This is a genomic window from Ursidibacter arcticus (genome assembly GCF_009761375.1).
Classification (GTDB): domain Bacteria; phylum Pseudomonadota; class Gammaproteobacteria; order Enterobacterales; family Pasteurellaceae; genus Ursidibacter; species Ursidibacter arcticus.
The window spans coordinates 1-18,691 of record NZ_LEKM01000171.1 but is presented as its reverse complement, the minus strand read 5'-3'; the positions used below and the strand labels follow the sequence as shown (position 1 = coordinate 18,691).

Genomic DNA, 18,691 nt, shown 5'->3' with positions numbered 1-18,691 from the left:
TAATCTAGAGCTTTTTGTTTTAGTTCAATTGAATATGCCATAGATGAATTATATCATAAGATGGAGGGGGGGCGGGGTTAATTTGCTATATGTTGAAAGGTGAATTTTTTATTACAGCTATGACATTTATAACGTTGAGTGTTATTTCTAACACCATTCTTCTTTATATTTTGATTTTTACAAAAAGGACAAGTTTTTTATTCATTTTCAAAAAAGTGCGTTAAAGCCTTATACTATAAGCTCTTAACGCACTTTTTAGCAACCATTTTGTCCATTACACCAATAAATGGACGCCAGAGTGGCGTCCCTATACAACAATATGTCCCGTATGCCAATAAACCCACAGTTTTAAATATGTGGGTTTATTAAAAAATTTATTTAGTGAATATATGATTACACATCATAAGTCGTTGATGCAGTATTACCGCCACGTCCTGTCCAGTTAGTATGGAAGAACTCGCCACGAGGTTTGTCAGTACGCTCATAAGTATGCGCACCGAAGTAGTCTCGTTGTGCTTGGAGTAAATTTGCAGGGACTCGTTCAGAAGTGTAGCCATCTAAGAATGTAATGGCTGATGCCATACAAGGCATTGGAATACCCACTTCGATAGACTTCGCTACCACTTTACGCCAGTCGCTTAAGGCGTTCTCTAAAATGCCTTTGAAGTAATTGTCTGACCCTAAGAAAATTAAATCTGGGGTCGCTTCATACGCATCACGAATATTACCTAAGAAACGGCTACGAATGATACAACCTTCACGCCATAATAATGCGGTTGCACCGTAGTTGATGTCCCAACCGAAGTTTTCAGAAGCTTCACGAATAAGCATAAAACCTTGTGCGTAAGAGATAATTTTTGATGCTAATAATGCTTTACGCACCGCTTCGATCCACACTTTTTTATCGCCTTCTACTTTGCCAATAGTCTTGTTGAACAATTTAGAGGCTGCCACACGTTGATCTTTAAATGATGAAACGCAACGAGCAAAAACAGATTCGGTGATTAAGGTTAATGGAATACCGAAATCTAACGCATTGATACCTGTCCATTTCCCTGTCCCTTTTTGACCTGCAGTATCCAGAATTTTCTCCACTAACGGTTTGCCGTCTGCATCTTTGTAACCAAGAATATCAGTTGTAATATCAATTAGATAGCTATCAAGTTCGGTATTTTTCCATTCTGCAAAAATAGCCTGCATTTCATCATAGCTTAATCCTAAACCATCTTTTAAGAATTGGTAGGCTTCACAAATTAGCTGCATATCGCCGTATTCGATACCGTTGTGAACCATTTTCACGAAATGCCCCGCACCTTCTTTACCAACCCAATCACAGCAAGGCTCGCCTTTGTCGGTTTTTGCCGAAATCGCTTGGAAGATAGGTTTCACATATTGCCACGCTTCTTCATTACCACCCGGCATAATTGAAGGCCCGTGGCGTGCTCCTTCTTCACCGCCCGATACACCTGAACCAATAAAGCGAATGCCTTTTTCCGATAGGGCTTTTACACGACGGTTAGTATCTGGATAGTTTGAGTTACCGCCATCAATGATGATATCGCCTTCTTCCAAATGCGGAAGCAACGCATCAATAAATTGATCTACCACATCGCCTGCACGCACCATTAACATTACTTTGCGTGGTTTTTCCAATTTATTCGCTAGATCTTCCAACGAATAAGCCCCAATAATATTGGTGCTTTTCGCGGCTCCCTCTAAAAATTCGTCCACTTTTGATGTGGTACGGTTATATGCCACGACTTTGAACCCATTGTCGTTCATATTCAGAATTAAATTCTGCCCCATTACCGCTAATCCGATAACGCCGATATCGCCTTTTACTGACATTTTTTGCTCCTGTTGGATTGTTTTGAATGGGGCTAATGTAATTAGCCCCTACGGTTCACATTTTATTTATATCGTAGGGGCAAATCACATTTTCCCCCAATTTACATTTTATTCGTATCGTAGGAGCAAATTACATTTGCCCTAAATTTACATTTTATTCGTATCGTATGGGCAAATAACATTTGCCCCAAATTTATATTTCATTTATATCGTAGGGGCAAATTACATTTGCCCTAAATTTACATTTTATTCGTATCGTATGGGTAAATCACATTTGCCCCCAATTTACATTTTATTCGTATCGTAGGGGCAAATCACATTTTCCCCATAATTTACATACAGCTGATCTAATTCCCATAAAATCGGGTTGTTTTGAATATATTCATAAATTCTTAAATAGGATTTTTCATCTCGGATAATATGCTCATAATAATTACGTTGCCAAACATCAAATACATCTGTATTTTTTCTTGCCCAAGATGTTACACCTGATTTAAAACCACGCACTATTGAACCAACTGTTTGTGATGTTCCTTTAGATGTAGGTACATCACATTGTTCCTTATCATATTTAATAATTTCAATAATACCGTGTAAATGATTTGGCATAATAACAAACGCGTCCATTCTTACCTGTGGGAAAAATTCAGGAATTTGCTCCCAGCATTTTTTTGCATAGTTACCTAAATCATTCAGTAATATTTGTTGATCAACAATCTGTCCGAATAAACACTCTTTATTTTTACAACAAATTGTAATGAAATAAAATCCTTCGGCTCGATAATCATAATGTTTCAAGCGAATTGATTTTCGATGATGGATATCTGCATTATATCTTGTCATAAAATCATTTATGTGTTTATGGGGCTAATGTAATTAGCCCCTACAATGTAATTAATCCCTATTTGGACAGTAAACTTTTTGTAATACCTGTTTCCCCAAACATTTGCAAAAAATCTCACTGATCTAACCGCTTATTAAACTTCTCTTAGCCACGCACTTGAGTGTTGAGTAAAGCCAATATGTGGATAGTAATCCACCGCTTGTGGTGCGGAAAGTAGAATGATTTTTGCCTTCGAACTGAGCGATTTTTCTGTTTCTGCAATCAAGGCTTTCCCAATCCCTTGTTTTTGATAATCTTCTCTTACTGCCAAATCGGATAAATAACAACAGTACTGGAAATCAGTGAGAGAACGAGCTACGCCTACGAGTTCATTACCTTTCCACGCAGAAACCAACAAATTTGCATATTGGAGCATTGCTTCAATACGTTCAATTTCTGTAATAGGACGGCGTTTTCCCAAAGTGGTTTGCTTCAGCAACTCAATATATTATGTCGCAGAAATTGGAAAATTTGTTTTATATTCGATCATTCTGATTTCTCTTTTATAAAAAATTTGACCGTTTGTTATATGGCTAACCATACTTTCAAATTTTCTAACATTAACATTCTTCGTTGATATGCCAATACTTTTTCGCTGAAATAACGGTGTAAACCGTAGGTTTCAATACGGAGCATCACAGGGACGAAAAACGCATCCACAGCAGTAAAATTTTCACCAGCCAAAAAATTGCCATTAAATTGGTCTAACCCTTGTTGTAATAATTCATTCAATCTTGCCAATTCTTGCTCTAATGCCTGCGGTATATTCGCTAATGGTGTGTGAGCAAGAGGGTTAAAATCACATATATTTCGTAAATTTTTAAAGCCCGAATGCATTTCAGCACAAGCGGAACGCGACCAAGCTCTTGCAATGCTATCTTTTTCCCATACTTGTGGATAGCTTTCAGCCACAAATTCGATAATAGCAAGGCTATCCCAAATTGCTAGACCATTAGCATATAATACAGGGATTTTAGCCGTAGGTGAAAAATGTTTAAATTGCTGGCGTTGCTCATTGATATCATCTAAATAACGTACAATTTTAGATTCAAAGGGAATATTCATCTCTTTGAGTAAGATCCAAACTCTCAACGACCACGATGATTTTGGTGGATTAAAATAAAGCTGATACATTCTGTGTCCTTTTACAAAAAATTTTGGTTATTTCACCGCTTGCTTAGTTATCTTATTTTTATTGAATGACTTCATATTTCTCACGAATAATGGTTCGAAAGTTATCTGATGTTGTTGCCCAATCCACAATATCTACTTTCCAAGGTAAATCAGAATCGGAAAAATCGTCCGTGAGGTTTGCCAAGGTTAAAAAATCCAGTGGTTCTTCACTGATAATCGCCAAATCTAAATCAGAATAAGGACGAGCTTTACCCTTTACTCTCGAGCCAAACGCCCAAACTTCTAAGTGCGGTACGTTTTTTTGCAAAATTTGTTGCACAATATCCAATTCTTGTGGGCTAATCATCAATGCCATTGAGTCTCTCCTGTAGTTTTTTAAGCAAATATTCTGCTTCCACTAAAAACTTTGGAATACCCGCTACCACTTGCACAGCAATTTCTTCATCATAAGTATGACTTGTACGGCTACGCATTTCCCGATATTGTTTCCAGTCTATCCAATTTCCACGCAGTAAGCCTTGTTCATTACCTGTTCGGATTAAATCCTGAAAGCTTATTTCGTCAAATTTAGCAGGATTCGGAGAAATATGGGTTAAGTAACGTTTGAGCATTTTATGACTAATTTCATAAGTAAATTCAAAGCGTTGTACTAAGCCATCACGAATTTGTAAATCTTGAATATCTTGTTGATAGCGATTCAGCCCTTCCGCTAAACGTTGTACTGCATTTTGCAAGGGGGAAAAATCAAATTCGTTCATTTCTTATCTCTTTATTCAGGGGTATAAATTATAAGGTTAAAAGTGCGGTGTTTTTTTACAAATAATTTGTAAAAAACTCTCCGAAACCTTACCGCTTTCTCACTTCTTCTAACTGTTCCAAAATCAGACTTGTTGCCAAATCCATCTTAGAAAAAGCAAACCATTTTTTGCCTAAATCTTTTAATGAAGCACCAATATGGTACAGTTCTTTGTGATCTAATATCAAAAATCTATCGTGAGCTTTACTAAAGGCATAAATTTCAATCGGTTCAAATTGGCTATTGTATTTTTCTAAATCTAAACTGAGTTGTTTGCTTATTGTCTTAGTATAAATTTCAACATTAACGCTTGTGCGACGTTTATTAAATAAAGTCAAAACAGTATCATCAATATAATTATCAATTAAAATAATGGATGATTTTGCTTTACGCACCAAATCAGATACAAAAGTATAAGCATTAAAGGTTTCACCATCAAAGAAAATGCCTTGCGTTTGTGGTTTATTGGCTTCCAATGCAGAAAATACCTGTTCAAGTTGCCCCGACATTTCTAATTGTTTACGTTCCACATTTTCCAAACGCTTCACCACCGCTATATTATTTAACAATGTATGTCGCATTTGCACAAAGGTTTGCATAATTTTAATGCTCACTTGCACCGCCACATCACTTCGTAATACTGCTGAAAGCATTGCAATTCCTTGTTCGGTAAAAGCATAGGGCATATAACGACGATATTTACCTTTCTCAAGATCTTCATTTGAGGTCACAAATTGTGACCTCAAAATTTCCCATTCAGATTTTGTTAATTGAAAACGAAATGCTTCGGGAAAACGTTCAAGGTTACGTTTTACTGCTTGGTTAAAAACCTTTGTCTCCACTTGGTACAACTCGGCTAAGTGTACATCTAACATCACTTGAACATCACGAATAGTAAAAATCCGAGTTTCAATACCTGCGTGAATTGGAATTATATCGCTCATAGTTTCTCCGATGTTTAAGGTCACAATTTGTGGCCTTAAAGTGCGGTACTTTTCGCAAAATTTTTGAAAATCTCACCGCTCGTTACAGCAACTTCGCCGCATCTTTATCCAAATACCACTCCGTTACGCCATTTTTTGCTTTAATTTTTGCGGCTGGGTAAGGTAATTGATCTGCTTGTGTAGTTTGAATTTCTTTTAAAATTTCTGCTTTTGATCCGCCTGTTACCAAATAAGTAATGCGTTTGGCTTTTTCAATTAAATTGGCGGTTTTAGAAATACGGATTTGCCCTGTTTCTGGGTGTTTGGCGATGACTGCCACATTCGGATCATTGAAATCCGTTTGATGTGGGAAAAGGGAAGCAGTGTGTCCGTCCGTTCCCATACCTAAAATAATCCAATCAAATTCCAAATGAGGTACACAAGCGGTCAGTTCTTGCGAAAATCTTGCAAGTTCCTGTTCAACATTATCTTCACCACGAATTCGATGAATATTTTCTACAGGGATTTGAATGTGATCGAACAGTAGCTTTTGTACTTCGCCATAATTGCTTTCAGGATCTTGTGGCTCAACCATTCGATCATCACCCCACCAAAAATGCAAGTTTTGCCATTTTACTTCAGTGTTAAAGGGGGCTTGTGCTAAGGTTTTGAATAGCAATTTCGGTGTGCTACCGCCAGAAAGAGAGATATGCACAGGGCGATTTTGTTGGCTATATAACACAAGTTCTTGTGCGATTTTTTCTACCGCTTGCTGAGCGGTTTCGAAAATTTGGGTATTCATTGTTAATAATCCGTTGATATTATATTTGCTTGGTTTAGCTCCCCTCTTTGAAAAAGAGGGGCTGGGGGAGATTTTTTATACTTTTTTCTTCATCAAGCCACTTGGTTTACGCCAGACTTTGCCGTGTTTAGCAATTAAGCGATCGGCTTCAGAAGGCCCCCAAGTACCAGATTCATATTCATAGACACGTCCATTAGCTGCTTTGTAATCTAAAATAGGCTGTACAAATTTCCAACAGGCGTGAACGGCATCCGTACGGGCAAATAGCGTTGCATCACCTTTCATTGCATCTAATAATAAACGCTCATAAGCGGTTAAAAGACTTGGCGATGCAAGATCAGCATAGCGGAAATCCATAGAAACTTCTTTCGATTCAAAACCTGCACCAGGTTTTTTTAAACCGAAACGCATAGAGATCCCTTCATCTGGCTGAATACGAATAATCAATTTATTATCAGGGGCATTTTGACTAAACACTGGGTGTGGTGTGGTTTTAAAATGAATAACCACTTCGGTAACACGCACTGGCAAGCGTTTACCTGTTCTCACATAGAACGGAACGCCAGCCCAACGCCAGTTATCAATTTGGCAACGAACTGCCATATAGGTTTCGGTATTAGAATCTTCAGGCACACCTTTTTCTTGTAAGTAGCCTTTGACATCGCTACCGTCAATAGTACCTTTGGCGTATTGACCTAATACAAGGTTGTTTTTTAAATCGTCATCACTTAATGGGTGTAGGCAATGTAATACTTTGGCGACTTCGTCACGCATTGAATCGGCGTTGATAATTGCAGGGGGTTCCATTGCAACCATCGCTAATACTTGTAATAAATGGTTTTGGAACATATCACGCATTGCCCCTGAGCCATCATAATAGCCACCACGATCTTCAACTCCGATAGACTCTGCCCCTGTAATTTCAACATAATCAATAAAATTACGATTCCAAAGCGGTTCAAATAAACCATTTGAGAAACGTAAAACAAGCAAGTTTTGAACAGTTTCTTTACCAAGATAATGGTCAATACGGTAGATTTGATGTTCTTCAAAGAAACGATGAATTTGTACATCTAGCTCTTTGGCGGTTTTCATATCATAGCCGAAAGGTTTTTCAACAATAATACGTTTCCAGCCAAATTCTTCAGTATTTAAGCCGTGAGCAGCAAGACATTCAGGAATAATCGGATATAAACTTGGCGGTGTTGAGAGATAGTAAAGGGTATTGCCACCCGTATGGTATTTATCGTGAAGTTCATCTAGGCGGGGTACTAATTTTCCATAATCCAACGCATCAGACGTATTTAATGCTTGATAGTAAAGATGTTCGCAAAATTTATCTAACATCTCACCGCTTGTTTTTTCGTGTTTGATGAGAGCTTCACGCATTTTTTGGCGAAATTGAGTATCGTCCAATTCTGTTCGAGAAACACCTAATACAGAAAAGCTCTCAGAAAGGCGACCAATTTTATATAGGTCATAAAGAGCAGGAATGAGTTTACGGTGAGTTAAATCGCCAGATGCACCAAAAATGACGATACAGTTGTTATCTGCTTTCATTATATGAATTGTCCTAAATAGAATTGTTAAAACTTTGTATATCTAGCCACATTTTAGTAGATACTACAAATAAATCAATTAAGATTAAAAATCGTTTGCCAATTATATTCGCCTTCGCCAATCACAATAAAGTAGGGATTGATAAAATGTTGGCGTTGGTTGTAGCTCAATGGAACAAATTGTAAATCGACAATCTTTCCACCTAATTCCGCAAGTAACACTTCAGCCGCGGCGGTATCCCATTCGCCTGTATCGCCCAAGCGGATATAGCAATCTGCCTTTCCTTCAGCAACTAAGCCTGCTTTTAAGCTACTTGAGCCATATTGAATAAAGTCAATTTGGTATGCTGGTTTGACCATCTGACGAATTTTTTCACTATTCGATGTGCCAACCGTAATGCGTAAGCGGTGAGATTGGGCTAATTTTTTGCAAAGCCGTAATCGAGTAAGCTGATTGTGTTCATTTAGATAAGCACCGTAATTCGCCATTGCATAATAGGTTTTATGTAATATAGGAGCGTGGATTACGCCAAGAACGGGGCGATTTTGTTGAACTAAGGCAATAACAACGGAAAATTGATCGGTTCTATCAATAAATTGTTGTGTACCATCTAAAGGGTCGATTAGCCAGTATTCTTGCCATTGAACACGTTCCTCAAGAGGAATGTTACAATTTTCTTCAGAGATAATCGGAATGTGTGGGGTAAGCTGTTGAAGTTGCTCGATCACAAATTGGCTAATAAACAGATCAGCTTCAGTTACAGGAGTGTGATCGGCTTTAATTTTGATCTCAACGGATTTAGCGTAAAACGCCTTTAAATGCTCGCCTGCACGATGAGCAATATCTAATACGGCATCAAGTAGTTGTGGGGTAAGCTGTTGCATAGTAACTCCGTTGAGATTATTTCCTTTTATGTTGCAGATTATAAAATTTTATCCATTAGACTGCATCACTATTTTTCAGCTTTTTGTGAAATTATCATCTTAGGGAGAAAAAGGCGTAATATCACCATTGCATAAACACTACTTGGTAAGGCAAACATTAGGGCGTAGAAGAAAACAGCAAGACTATGTTCCCACGTTGAAATTGGCTCTTGTGGTGGCTCAATTGCTAGGTAAACCGAAAATAAAATTAAGGTGTAAATAAACATTAGCCCGCCAGAGAAAATCGTAATTTGTAAAAGATTACGTTGATGTAACCGCTTACGATAGCAGAACAAGGCAAAAATAAAGGCTGGGAAAGTGGCTAACAATGCAACATAACCAAAGCCAGCGATTAATTCATTGAAGTTAAAACCACTGAAGAAAGGCAGAAAAAGGGAAAATATAATCTGGGTAATCAGTGGGAAGATCCACAAAATTGATTTATTGAGCATTCAGAAATTCCTTTAATAGAAAGAGAGCAGAGAGATTTCTTGCTTCAGCAAAGTTTGGATCTGCAAGTAGCTTGTCAATATCTGCAAGTGGATAATAGATAATTTCAAGGGGTTCAGGTTCATCGCCTTCTAAGCGAGAAGGGTAGAGATCTTGTGCAACAAAAACGTGCATTAAACCATACATATGGCTTGGGCCACTATAAAGTGTTCGCAAAGGGGAAATTCTGTTTGCTCCAAAACCAATTTCTTCTTGTAATTCACGGTTTGCACTCACAATGGGTTCTTCGCCATTATCAACAATTCCTTTTGGAAAGGTTAATTCATAACGCTCAGGGCCTACCGCATATTCACGCACTAAAATTAAGTGATCATTATGAATGGGTAACACCATTACAGAAGAACGGCGTTGTGGCGTTAAACGCTCGTAGGTTCGTTCTTGCCCATTTGAAAAACGTAAATCAACAGATTGCACTTCGAAAATTCGAGTTTTTGCAATGGTGGAAATGGACAAAATTTCAGGCACTTGCTTGCTTGTCGTAAAAAGTGGCGTAATTGACATAATAATTCCTTCTCTGAATGTTGCTAATGTAACATTTTCAATGGGTTTTAGCAGATGAACAATTTTAACCCAAAAAGGCGTTAATGCTCCATAATAAAATAAGATAGCGAATAGCTTTACCTAAGCTAATAAAGCAGACTGTTTGCCAGAAATTGAAACGTAGCCAACCAGCAATGCCACTGAATAGATCTCCTACGATGGGTAGCCAACTAAAAAGTAGTACCCAGACACCATATTTTTGGCTGTATTTTAATGCCCACTTTACACTAGGTTTACTTTTTTCGGTTAAATGTGGTGGCGGAATAAGCCTAGCCATAAAATAGGTTGTTAAGCTTCCTAAACTATTTCCGAGTGTAGCAACAAAGAGTAATATAGCTATATTATGTGAGAATAGTGATGTTTCGCTCATAATCAGCTGAGACGCAAAGGCAGTAAAGGTAATTTCAGAATTACCAGGCAAAATCGTGGCACTCAAAAAAGCACTTGCAAACATAATCAATAACTGATTTTGTGTTGAGCTAAAAATTCCGAAGAAAGAAATGAGATAATCAAGCATAAATTGTAAGTTTTTTGTAAAAAATCTGTTTTTATTGTGTATTTGATTATTTTGTGTTCTTGTTAAAAGTTGATGTGGATCAACAAATCATTCTACTTTATTTACTTTATTTGTGAAATTTATTTGAGTAATTAAGTAACAGGTCTATAATTCTCAACAATTCTTATAAGTTTTCAAATTTTAGTTTAAGGATAGCGATGTTTTCACCAGCTGAAATGGCTAAGATTGCTGAAGATGGTGCAGTATATAAAGCCACAAAAAATCAATTCTACTCTTTTCTTTCTGCAATTACTGCAGGTGCGTATATTTCAATAGCTTTCGTTTTTTACGCAACGACTCAAGTCGGGGCTGGCGAATTACCTTGGGGTGTCGCTAAACTCATTGGTGGCGTTGTTTTCTCTCTCGGCATTATTATGTGTGTTGTATTTGGTGCAGAGTTATTCACCTCTTCAACAATGACAGCTATCGCTAAAGCAAGTAACCGCATTACTCTTTTCCAAATGTTAAGAAACTGGTTGGTCGTGTATGTGGGGAACTTTTTCGGGGCAATCTTTATCGTATTATTAGTATGGTTTAGCGGCGAAATTATGGCAGCTAACGGGCAATGGGGGCTAACTATTCTAAAAACGGCTCAACATAAAATTCATCATACTTGGGTAGAAGCTTTTAGTCTTGGTATTTTCTGTAATTTAATGGTATGTATCGCAGTTTGGATGGCTTATGCGGGTAAGAGTTTGACGGATAAAGCCTTTATTATGATTTTACCTATTGCAATGTTTGTCGCATCAGGTTTTGAACACTGTGTGGCAAATATGTTTATGGTGCCAATGGGAGTGTTAATTCACAGCTTTGCAAGCCCAGAATTTTGGGCGGAGATCGGGATTGACGCTACACAATATGCCGATCTAACAATGACTAACTTTGTGGTGAAAAATTTAATTCCTGCAACACTAGGCAATATTGTGGGCGGGGCATTTTTTATCGGTTTAGTGCAATGGTTTTTGCATTTAAGAAAACATTAAAAAAACTAAAATTTCGTAAGCGGTTACTTTTTGCAGAAGTTTTACAAAATCCTACCGCTTGTATCTAAATTCAACTAACTATAGAGGACTTAAAATGGCTCAACTAACAGAAGCACAATTAAAGGCTTGGGAAGGTTTTGCTCCAGGCGAATGGCAAACAGAAGTTAATGTGCGTGATTTTATCCAAAAAAACTACACACCTTATGAAGGCGATGAGTCTTTCCTTGCAGATGTAACTGAAGCAACAACAACGCTTTGGACAGATGTAATGGAAAAAATTAAAGTGGAAAATAAAACCCACGAACCGTATGACATTGATTGCGATACTCCATCAACCATTACTTCACACGCACCAGGCTATATCAACAAAGATTTAGAAAAAATCGTTGGTTTACAAACTGATGCACCATTAAAACGTGCAATTATGCCGTTTGGTGGGATCAATATGGTAAAAGGTTCTTGTAAAGTTTACCGTCGTGAATTAAAACCAGAGGTTGAACAAATCTTTACTGAATACCGTAAAACCCACAACCAAGGCGTATTTGATGTATATACGCCAGATATTTTACGTTGCCGTAAATCAGGTGTTATTACAGGTTTACCAGATGCTTATGGTCGTGGTCGTATCATTGGTGACTATCGCCGTATGGCACTTTATGGTGCAGATTTCTTAATGAAAGATAAAGTGAAACAATTCACATCTTTACAAGAAAAATTAGAACGTGGCGAAGATATTCAAGCAACAATTCAATTACGCGAAGAAATCGCAGAGCAACATCGTGCATTAGGTAAAATGAAAGAAATGGCTGCATCTTACGGCTATGATATTTCAAACCCAGCAACCAATGCACAAGAAGCGGTACAATGGACATACTTTGCATATCTTGCAGCAGTGAAATCACAAAACGGTGCAGCGATGTCTTTCGGTCGTGTATCGACTTTCTTAGATATCTTCATTGAGCGTGATTTACAAGCAGGTAAAATTACTGAGCAAGAAGCACAAGAATTAATCGACCACTTAGTAATGAAACTTCGTATGGTTCGTTTCTTACGTACCCCAGAATACGATCAATTATTCTCTGGCGACCCAATGTGGGCAACAGAAACTTTAGCAGGTATGGGCTTAGATGGTCGTACACTTGTAACAAAAAACAGTTTCCGTATCTTGCATACCCTTTACACAATGGGACCATCACCAGAGCCGAACTTAACAATCCTTTGGTCTGAAAGTTTACCAGATGGTTTCAAACGTTATGCAGCTAAAGTATCTATTGATACCTCATCTGTACAATATGAAAATGACGATTTAATGCGTCCAGATTTCCAAAACGATGACTATGCAATTGCGTGCTGTGTAAGCCCAATGATCGTAGGTAAAATGATGCAGTTCTTCGGTGCTCGTGCAAACTTAGCGAAAACCTTACTATACGCAATCAATGGTGGTGTGGACGAAAAATCAGGCGACCAAGTTGGACCGAAAACAGAAGCGATCACTAGCGAATACTTAGATTACGATGATGTAATGACTCGCTTAGACAGCTTTATGGATTGGTTAGCGAAACAGTATGTTACTGCATTAAATATCATTCACTTTATGCACGACAAATACGCTTATGAAGCAGCATTGATGGCTCTTCACGATCGTGATGTATTCCGTACAATGGCGTGTGGTATTGCTGGTCTTTCTGTGGCAGCTGACTCACTTTCAGCAATCAAATATGCGAAAGTAAAACCAGTTCGCACTGATATTGAAATCAAAAATAAAGCGGGCGAAGTGATTGGCGTAGCGAAAAATGTTGCGACAGACTTCGAAATTGAAGGTGAATATCCACAATTCGGTAACAACGATAATCGTGTAGATGATATTGCTTGTGACTTAGTTGAACGCTTTATGAAGAAAATTCAAAAACTAGGTACATACCGCAATGCAACCCCAACTCAGTCAGTATTAACCATTACTTCAAACGTAGTTTACGGTAAGAAAACAGGTAATACACCAGATGGTCGTCGTGCAGGTGCTCCATTCGGACCAGGTGCAAACCCAATGCACGGACGTGACCAAAAAGGTGCGGTAGCATCATTAACATCAGTTGCGAAATTACCGTTTGCCTTTGCGAAAGATGGTATTTCTTACACCTTCTCAATCGTACCAAATGCATTAGGTAAAGATTACGAAGCACAAAAACGCAATCTTGCAGGCTTAATGGATGGTTACTTCCACCACGAAGCAAGCATTGAAGGCGGTCAGCACTTAAACGTGAACGTAATGAACCGCGAAATGCTATTAGATGCGATGGAAAACCCAGAGAAATATCCACAATTAACCATTCGTGTTTCAGGTTACGCAGTCCGTTTCAACTCTTTAACCAAAGAGCAACAACAAGACGTAATTACTCGCACTTTCACACAGGCGATGTAATACGCTAATCTGAGTTGGAATTTGTAAAAATTTCAATAAAACCTACCGCTTGTCGTAAGGCAAGCGGTATAATTTTATCTAAGTTTTACCAACGCTATGATTAGCAATACACTTAAAAGGAGATAGTGTGTACGATAACTTTTCCGCAGAACTTGAATGGGCAATACTCAATATGCCACGCACCAAAGCAGCAGTAGAGGCTTTGCCTGATCTTTCTCACGTCCGTTTAGCGTGCAATATGCACTTAGATTTAAAAATGGCGCCACTTGTTAAAGGCTTATTAGATAAAGGGGCAAAAGTATTTTTAACCACTTGCAACCCAACAACAGTACAAGATGATGTTGTCGCCTATTTAATGAATTGTGGTGCAGAAGCAAAAGCGTGGCGTAATATGAGCCATAAAGAGTGGCACGAAAGTTTTCAAACTGCGATTGATTGGAATCCAACTCATTTATGTGAAATGGGTTCAGATTTAACCGCATTGATTCATCAAAATAATTTAGAAACGAATGTAAAAGCAGGCTTAGAAGCAACGGGTTCTGGTATCAATCGTTTAAATGGATTAACCCCCAATTACCCTATTTTCAACTGGGACGATTTACCCGTAAAAGAAGGGCTACACAATCGCCATATGGTTGGCTTAACCGCGTGGCACACCTTTTTTGAAACGACACATTTAACTTTACACGAAAAAACAGTTGTCGTGATTGGTTATGGTTTGGTTGGGCAAGGTGTTGCCGCATCTGCCAAAGCTTATGGTGGAAAAGTGATTGTGGCAGAAATTGATAAAGCCCGAGCATTGCAAGCTGAATATGATGGCTGGCAAGTAATGCCCTTATCTGAAGCAGTGAAAATAGCTGATGTGATTGCGACAGCAACAGGGGCAAAAAATGTGCTATCGCAACATTTATTGCAACAAGTCAAATCAGGCGTATTTATTTTAAATGTTGGACACGTTGCGGAAGAAATTGATGTAGCATTTCTCAAAAAATACCCGATGAATGAGCCTATGCCGTATATTAACGCTTATTCATTAGATGGAAGAACTATTTATTTACTTGCTGATGGCTCAATGTTTAACTTAACTGCTGGCTATGGCGACAGCTTAAATGCCTTTGATGTTACTCTTGCGGTAATGGCAAGCGGCATTGGGCATATTGTGGGTGAAGGGCAGAAAGCTGCAAAAGATGTTTATCTACTTCCCCAATCTGTTTGGCAAAAAGTGTTATAAAACTAGCCGCTTGTAAGCAGAGTTGAAGCGATATTGGTATATGCCAATATCGCTTTTTTGTTTTAGGTGATATGAAGATAAAGAATATAGACAAATCGGATGTTTATTGTTCATTTGTTTTTTTTTTGTACAATTTGAAGTGTGTTAAACACGCTGTTATCTACTCTTAATTGTCGTGAGGAAATCTTATGAATCGTATCTTTAAAGTTATTAAAAATGCCTGTGGGCAGTATGTTGTTGCTTCTGAATTTGCTAAGCAGTCAGGTAAAAATAAAGCCTTAAAATTACTGCTACCGTTAGCTACTTTTTCAACTATGGCTAGTGCTTCGATAGTATCAGATATTGTACCCTATGAAGAGTATCGCAATTTTGCTGAAAATAAAGGGAAATATACTGTTGGAGCAACAGATATTCCAATATACGATAAAAACAATATTCTGCTAGGTAATCTTTTTCCTGATGCACGAAACCAAGATTGGGAGTTGATTAAAATCCCAATGCCAGATTTTAGCCCGTCTCACTCAATTACATATAGAGGAAGAACAGGACAGGGGATGTTAGGTGTTTCCTCTTTAGTTCATCCTCAGTATGTTACTACTGTACAACATAATGAAATTCAAAGTGCCGACAAACTTGAGTTTGGAGATATTTTTTCAACTACAAAACGTGAAAACAACTACCAATATATTGTTACAAATGCTAATGATGCTGAGCCAAATTTTGACTTTTTGAGAGAGTGGTCTGAAGGATTCAATAAATATAATTTTAGTTTACCTCGTTTAAGCAAATTAGTCACAGAAATAGTGCCAACAGAAACGGCGGTTAATGAGGAAAAGAGAGGGTGTTACTTCATTTCTTCATATTGGGACTGTTCACCTCTAGGATGGGGGAATATAGTCAGGTTAGGCAGTGGAAAACAATATGTCTATTCTGCAGAAGGAGGTAATCAAAACTTAGAGTATGTCTCAGATGCTTCTAAGCATTTAGTCGGTGGAGGTATTCTAGGCAAAATTATGTTGACAGAACCAAATGGCAATTATTTTTATGTAAGTAGTTTTGATCGACCTCTTACTCTGAAAGAAGATATGAGCAGAGAAAACATCAAAATATTACCTACCTTGGTAACGCCTAGTGATGGTGGTGCTCCATTATATGTTTATGACTCTTACAATAAAAAGTGGAAGTTAGCAGGGCTTGCATATGCAGCTACAGGGATAACTAATGACAATATTAATGATAAAGTGCAGCAATATTTTACTGTATATAAACCAGAATTTTTAAACCGATACCTTGCTCAACATAAAGGTGTAGAGCTTAATTTAGATGTGGAAGAAGTTAACTGGCGAGAAATAGGGCAAGGAAAAAGTATTATTGCTGATAATGAATTAGACATTAGTTTATCTGACGATATTGCAGGTGCTGAAAATGGTAAAGATCTCTATATAAATGGTGGAGCTATTGATGGCGAACAGCTTTTACAACCTCTTACAATCAATTTGGAGTCTGATATAGATCAGGGGGCTGGTGGCATTTATGTCGGGAATATACGCCCAAGTTATGTGAAGATTAAAACGGATAATGATTCAAGTTGGGTTGGGTCAGGTATTGTTGTTCATAAGGGGAGTGTTTTAGATTGGCAAGTTAATCAACCACTTACTGCAAGAAGCTATGAAAAAAGTTATAAACAAGATATAAACTTCTATGGAGATAGATTATCTAAACTAGGGCAAGGCACATTACGAATTACGGGTAGCAACCCACGCCCAACACCACTAATAGGACATTTAAGTATTGGTGATGGTCAAGTTATCATTGACGTGGTAAATAAGCCTGCATTTCATAACGTTGAGCTAGTAAGTGGTAGAGGAGTTTTAACACTATCAGATGCTCAATCTATGAATAATAGCTTTGGAAATCATTACTGGGAAGATAGCTATGAAAATACTGAAAGTAATTGGTTTGGAGGAATTAGTTTTGGCTACCGTGGTGGAAAATTAGATCTGAATGGTAAAGAGGCAAGCGTGTCTGCTGCTGTTGATGAAGGTGCTAACATTGTTAATCATAATTTTAATAAAACTTCAACACTCTACTTAGGCACTGGTGCTGTTATGTCAGGCTTGATTGGTAGTCGTGGTTATTCAGTCTTTGATAATTCTATCGTTTCACTAGATGAGAAAGGAAAGGTTCTAGGTCAAAAGTATTACCAAGAGCAAGTACGAGGGGACGGTGAGATCTTGTACAGTGAAGATGGTTCGTCCTTTGAAGGATTTAAACTCTTAATGAAGGATGCAGATACTTTATCTAGGTTGGGTATTCCTAGCTGGTGGGGAATTGGAGGGAGCAACCTAGAGTTGTACAAACAACAGCTTTTAGGAAATCTTAATGGTAGGATCAATGTGAATGTTTCTGGTAGAGACTACTATACTGAAAAAAATAATTTGCTACTTCTTTCGGGCGGTTTAAATTTAAATGGTGATTTTAATGTTACTAACGGAAAGGTTATTTTCTCTGGTTACCAAGTTCCGTTTGCGGATAAACACCCCACATTTCGTTCAGGAGCAGAAATAGAGGAAGTCAGAAAAGATAATGAGTGGTTAACGCGTAGTTTTATTGCTAATAAATTGAAATTAGATAAACGTAGTAGTGTTGAAATTGGACGCAATGTAGGGGCTTTTGTTCTTAATGAAATTGAATTGCGGAATAACAGTCGCATAGATTTAGGTTTTAATAATGGAATTTCTACAATTTGTTATAGTGGAAAAGCTTTTGAAAATAGCGATGGGTGTTCTGTTCGTAAGTTAGATGAACAGACTTATAAGAATCTCCCACATACATTTATTTATGTAAAAAATGGTATTACTGTTTCAAATAATAATTATTATGGGGGGCATTTAGCTGGTGATGAGGAGATTAATGTTGGCAAGGCAGTTTTATATAGCCATATTGGCAAAGACGGTTTTTCTCCTAATGTAACACTCTCAAAAGATGCTATTTGGCAATTAGATAATGCAGATACCGTTTCTGGTAGTGATTCAGGAAGTAGCACAAGCTATGTCAATGAGCTACGATTAGAACAAGGCTCAAAAATTTATTTAAATTCAGAAAATGAGTTTAATAAGTTTAATAAGCTCGTTGTATCGTATTTATCAGGTAATGGCTTTTTCCGCTTTAACACTAATTTAGCAAAATTAGTGGGTAACTTGGTGGAAGTAACAAATGCTGTGGGTTCTCATACTATCTCTATTTTAGATTCGGGTGAGGAAATCAAAAGAGAAAATGCGGAAACATTAAAATTATTTGATATTAAAGGCAACAATTCAGCTACATTCAAATTAGAAAAAGGTTATGTAGATGCTGGAGCATTCCGCTACTATTTGAATAACTTAAAAAATTTAGTACAACTGGACACATCAGAAGAAGCTAAAAATCAAGCTGATGCTGATCTGAATAAGGCTCAAGAAGAAGCAGATCGTCAACGTCAAGCGGAAGAAGAGCGTAAACGCCAAGAAGAAGCCGAGCGTCAACGTCAAGCGGAAGAAGAGCGTAAACGCCAAGAAGAAGCAGAGCGTCAACGTCAAGCGGA

The 18,691-nt window shown here is 37.7% G+C and carries 17 protein-coding genes and 1 pseudogene; 4 read left to right on the top strand and 14 right to left on the bottom strand.

What is annotated here, in order from left to right; translation table 11 throughout:
* Nucleotides 1–77 precede the first annotated feature (77 nt).
* From A1D25_RS11285 to A1D25_RS07615, 14 genes and pseudogenes are all read right to left on the bottom strand, one after another.
* Nucleotides 78–182, bottom strand: a pseudogene (locus A1D25_RS11285) (transposase-like zinc-binding domain-containing protein); the annotation flags it as partial.
* A 211-nt stretch (nt 183–393) separates the two neighbouring features.
* On the bottom strand, nt 394–1,848 hold the full coding sequence (gnd, locus tag A1D25_RS07675) for a decarboxylating NADP(+)-dependent phosphogluconate dehydrogenase (protein WP_157395108.1): 1,455 nt from the start codon (nt 1,846–1,848) through the stop codon (nt 394–396).
* A 285-nt stretch (nt 1,849–2,133) separates the two neighbouring features.
* Nucleotides 2,134–2,691 (bottom strand): transposase, encoded by a 558-nt coding sequence (locus A1D25_RS07670; protein ID WP_157395107.1) that lies wholly within the window; start codon nt 2,689–2,691, stop codon nt 2,134–2,136.
* A 134-nt stretch (nt 2,692–2,825) separates the two neighbouring features.
* Nucleotides 2,826–3,176: a GNAT family N-acetyltransferase gene (locus A1D25_RS07665; RefSeq protein ID WP_240327131.1), complete on the bottom strand. Its 351-nt coding sequence runs from the start codon at nt 3,174–3,176 to the stop codon at nt 2,826–2,828.
* 80 nt (nt 3,177–3,256) lie between these two features.
* Nucleotides 3,257–3,865 carry a glutathione S-transferase gene (locus A1D25_RS07660; RefSeq protein ID WP_157395106.1) on the bottom strand — a complete coding sequence of 203 codons (609 nt, stop codon included), beginning with the start codon at nt 3,863–3,865 and terminating at the stop codon, nt 3,257–3,259.
* Nucleotides 3,866–3,923: 58 nt separating this feature from the next.
* Nucleotides 3,924–4,220: a nucleotidyltransferase family protein gene (locus A1D25_RS07655; protein WP_157395105.1), complete on the bottom strand. Its 297-nt coding sequence runs from the start codon at nt 4,218–4,220 to the stop codon at nt 3,924–3,926.
* A complete protein-coding gene (locus A1D25_RS07650) occupies nt 4,204–4,623 on the bottom strand; it encodes a nucleotidyltransferase substrate binding protein (protein WP_157395104.1) in 420 nt (139 codons plus the stop codon). The genes A1D25_RS07655 and A1D25_RS07650 overlap by 17 nt, the downstream gene beginning before the upstream one ends.
* 88 nt (nt 4,624–4,711) lie before the next feature.
* Entirely contained in the window at nt 4,712–5,605 is an 894-nt protein-coding gene (locus tag A1D25_RS07645; RefSeq protein ID WP_157395103.1) for an ORF6N domain-containing protein, read from the bottom strand.
* 82 nt (nt 5,606–5,687) lie between these two features.
* Complete coding sequence (pgl, locus tag A1D25_RS07640; protein ID WP_157395102.1) at nt 5,688–6,386, bottom strand: 6-phosphogluconolactonase; 699 nt, start codon at nt 6,384–6,386, stop codon at nt 5,688–5,690.
* Nucleotides 6,387–6,461: 75 nt separating this feature from the next.
* The gene (gene zwf / locus A1D25_RS07635) at nt 6,462–7,946 is read right to left on the bottom strand and encodes a glucose-6-phosphate dehydrogenase (RefSeq protein ID WP_157395101.1); all 1,485 of its coding nucleotides are present in this window, start codon (nt 7,944–7,946) and stop codon (nt 6,462–6,464) included.
* A gap of 74 nt (nt 7,947–8,020) precedes the next feature.
* Entirely contained in the window at nt 8,021–8,830 is an 810-nt protein-coding gene (cysQ, locus tag A1D25_RS07630; protein WP_157395100.1) for a 3'(2'),5'-bisphosphate nucleotidase CysQ, read from the bottom strand.
* 68 nt (nt 8,831–8,898) lie between these two features.
* Complete coding sequence (locus A1D25_RS07625) at nt 8,899–9,321, bottom strand: hypothetical protein (protein WP_157395099.1); 423 nt, start codon at nt 9,319–9,321, stop codon at nt 8,899–8,901.
* The gene (gene nudE / locus A1D25_RS07620) at nt 9,311–9,880 is read right to left on the bottom strand and encodes an ADP compounds hydrolase NudE (RefSeq protein ID WP_157395098.1); all 570 of its coding nucleotides are present in this window, start codon (nt 9,878–9,880) and stop codon (nt 9,311–9,313) included. The genes A1D25_RS07625 and nudE overlap by 11 nt, the downstream gene beginning before the upstream one ends.
* 64 nt (nt 9,881–9,944) lie before the next feature.
* The gene (locus A1D25_RS07615) at nt 9,945–10,436 is read right to left on the bottom strand and encodes a YqaA family protein (protein WP_157395097.1); all 492 of its coding nucleotides are present in this window, start codon (nt 10,434–10,436) and stop codon (nt 9,945–9,947) included.
* Nucleotides 10,437–10,633: 197 nt separating this feature from the next.
* Between A1D25_RS07615 and focA the strand changes: the two genes are divergently transcribed.
* From focA to A1D25_RS07595, 4 genes are all read left to right on the top strand, one after another.
* The gene (focA, locus tag A1D25_RS07610) at nt 10,634–11,458 is read left to right on the top strand and encodes a formate transporter FocA (RefSeq protein WP_157395096.1); all 825 of its coding nucleotides are present in this window, start codon (nt 10,634–10,636) and stop codon (nt 11,456–11,458) included.
* 94 nt (nt 11,459–11,552) lie between these two features.
* Complete coding sequence (gene pflB, locus A1D25_RS07605) at nt 11,553–13,877, top strand: formate C-acetyltransferase (protein WP_157395095.1); 2,325 nt, start codon at nt 11,553–11,555, stop codon at nt 13,875–13,877.
* Nucleotides 13,878–14,004: 127 nt separating this feature from the next.
* On the top strand, nt 14,005–15,108 hold the full coding sequence (locus A1D25_RS07600) for an adenosylhomocysteinase (RefSeq protein ID WP_157395094.1): 1,104 nt from the start codon (nt 14,005–14,007) through the stop codon (nt 15,106–15,108).
* Between the two features lie 188 nt (nt 15,109–15,296).
* On the top strand, nt 15,297–18,691 hold a 3,395-nt coding region (locus A1D25_RS07595; RefSeq protein WP_157395093.1), incomplete at its 3' end, for a S6 family peptidase.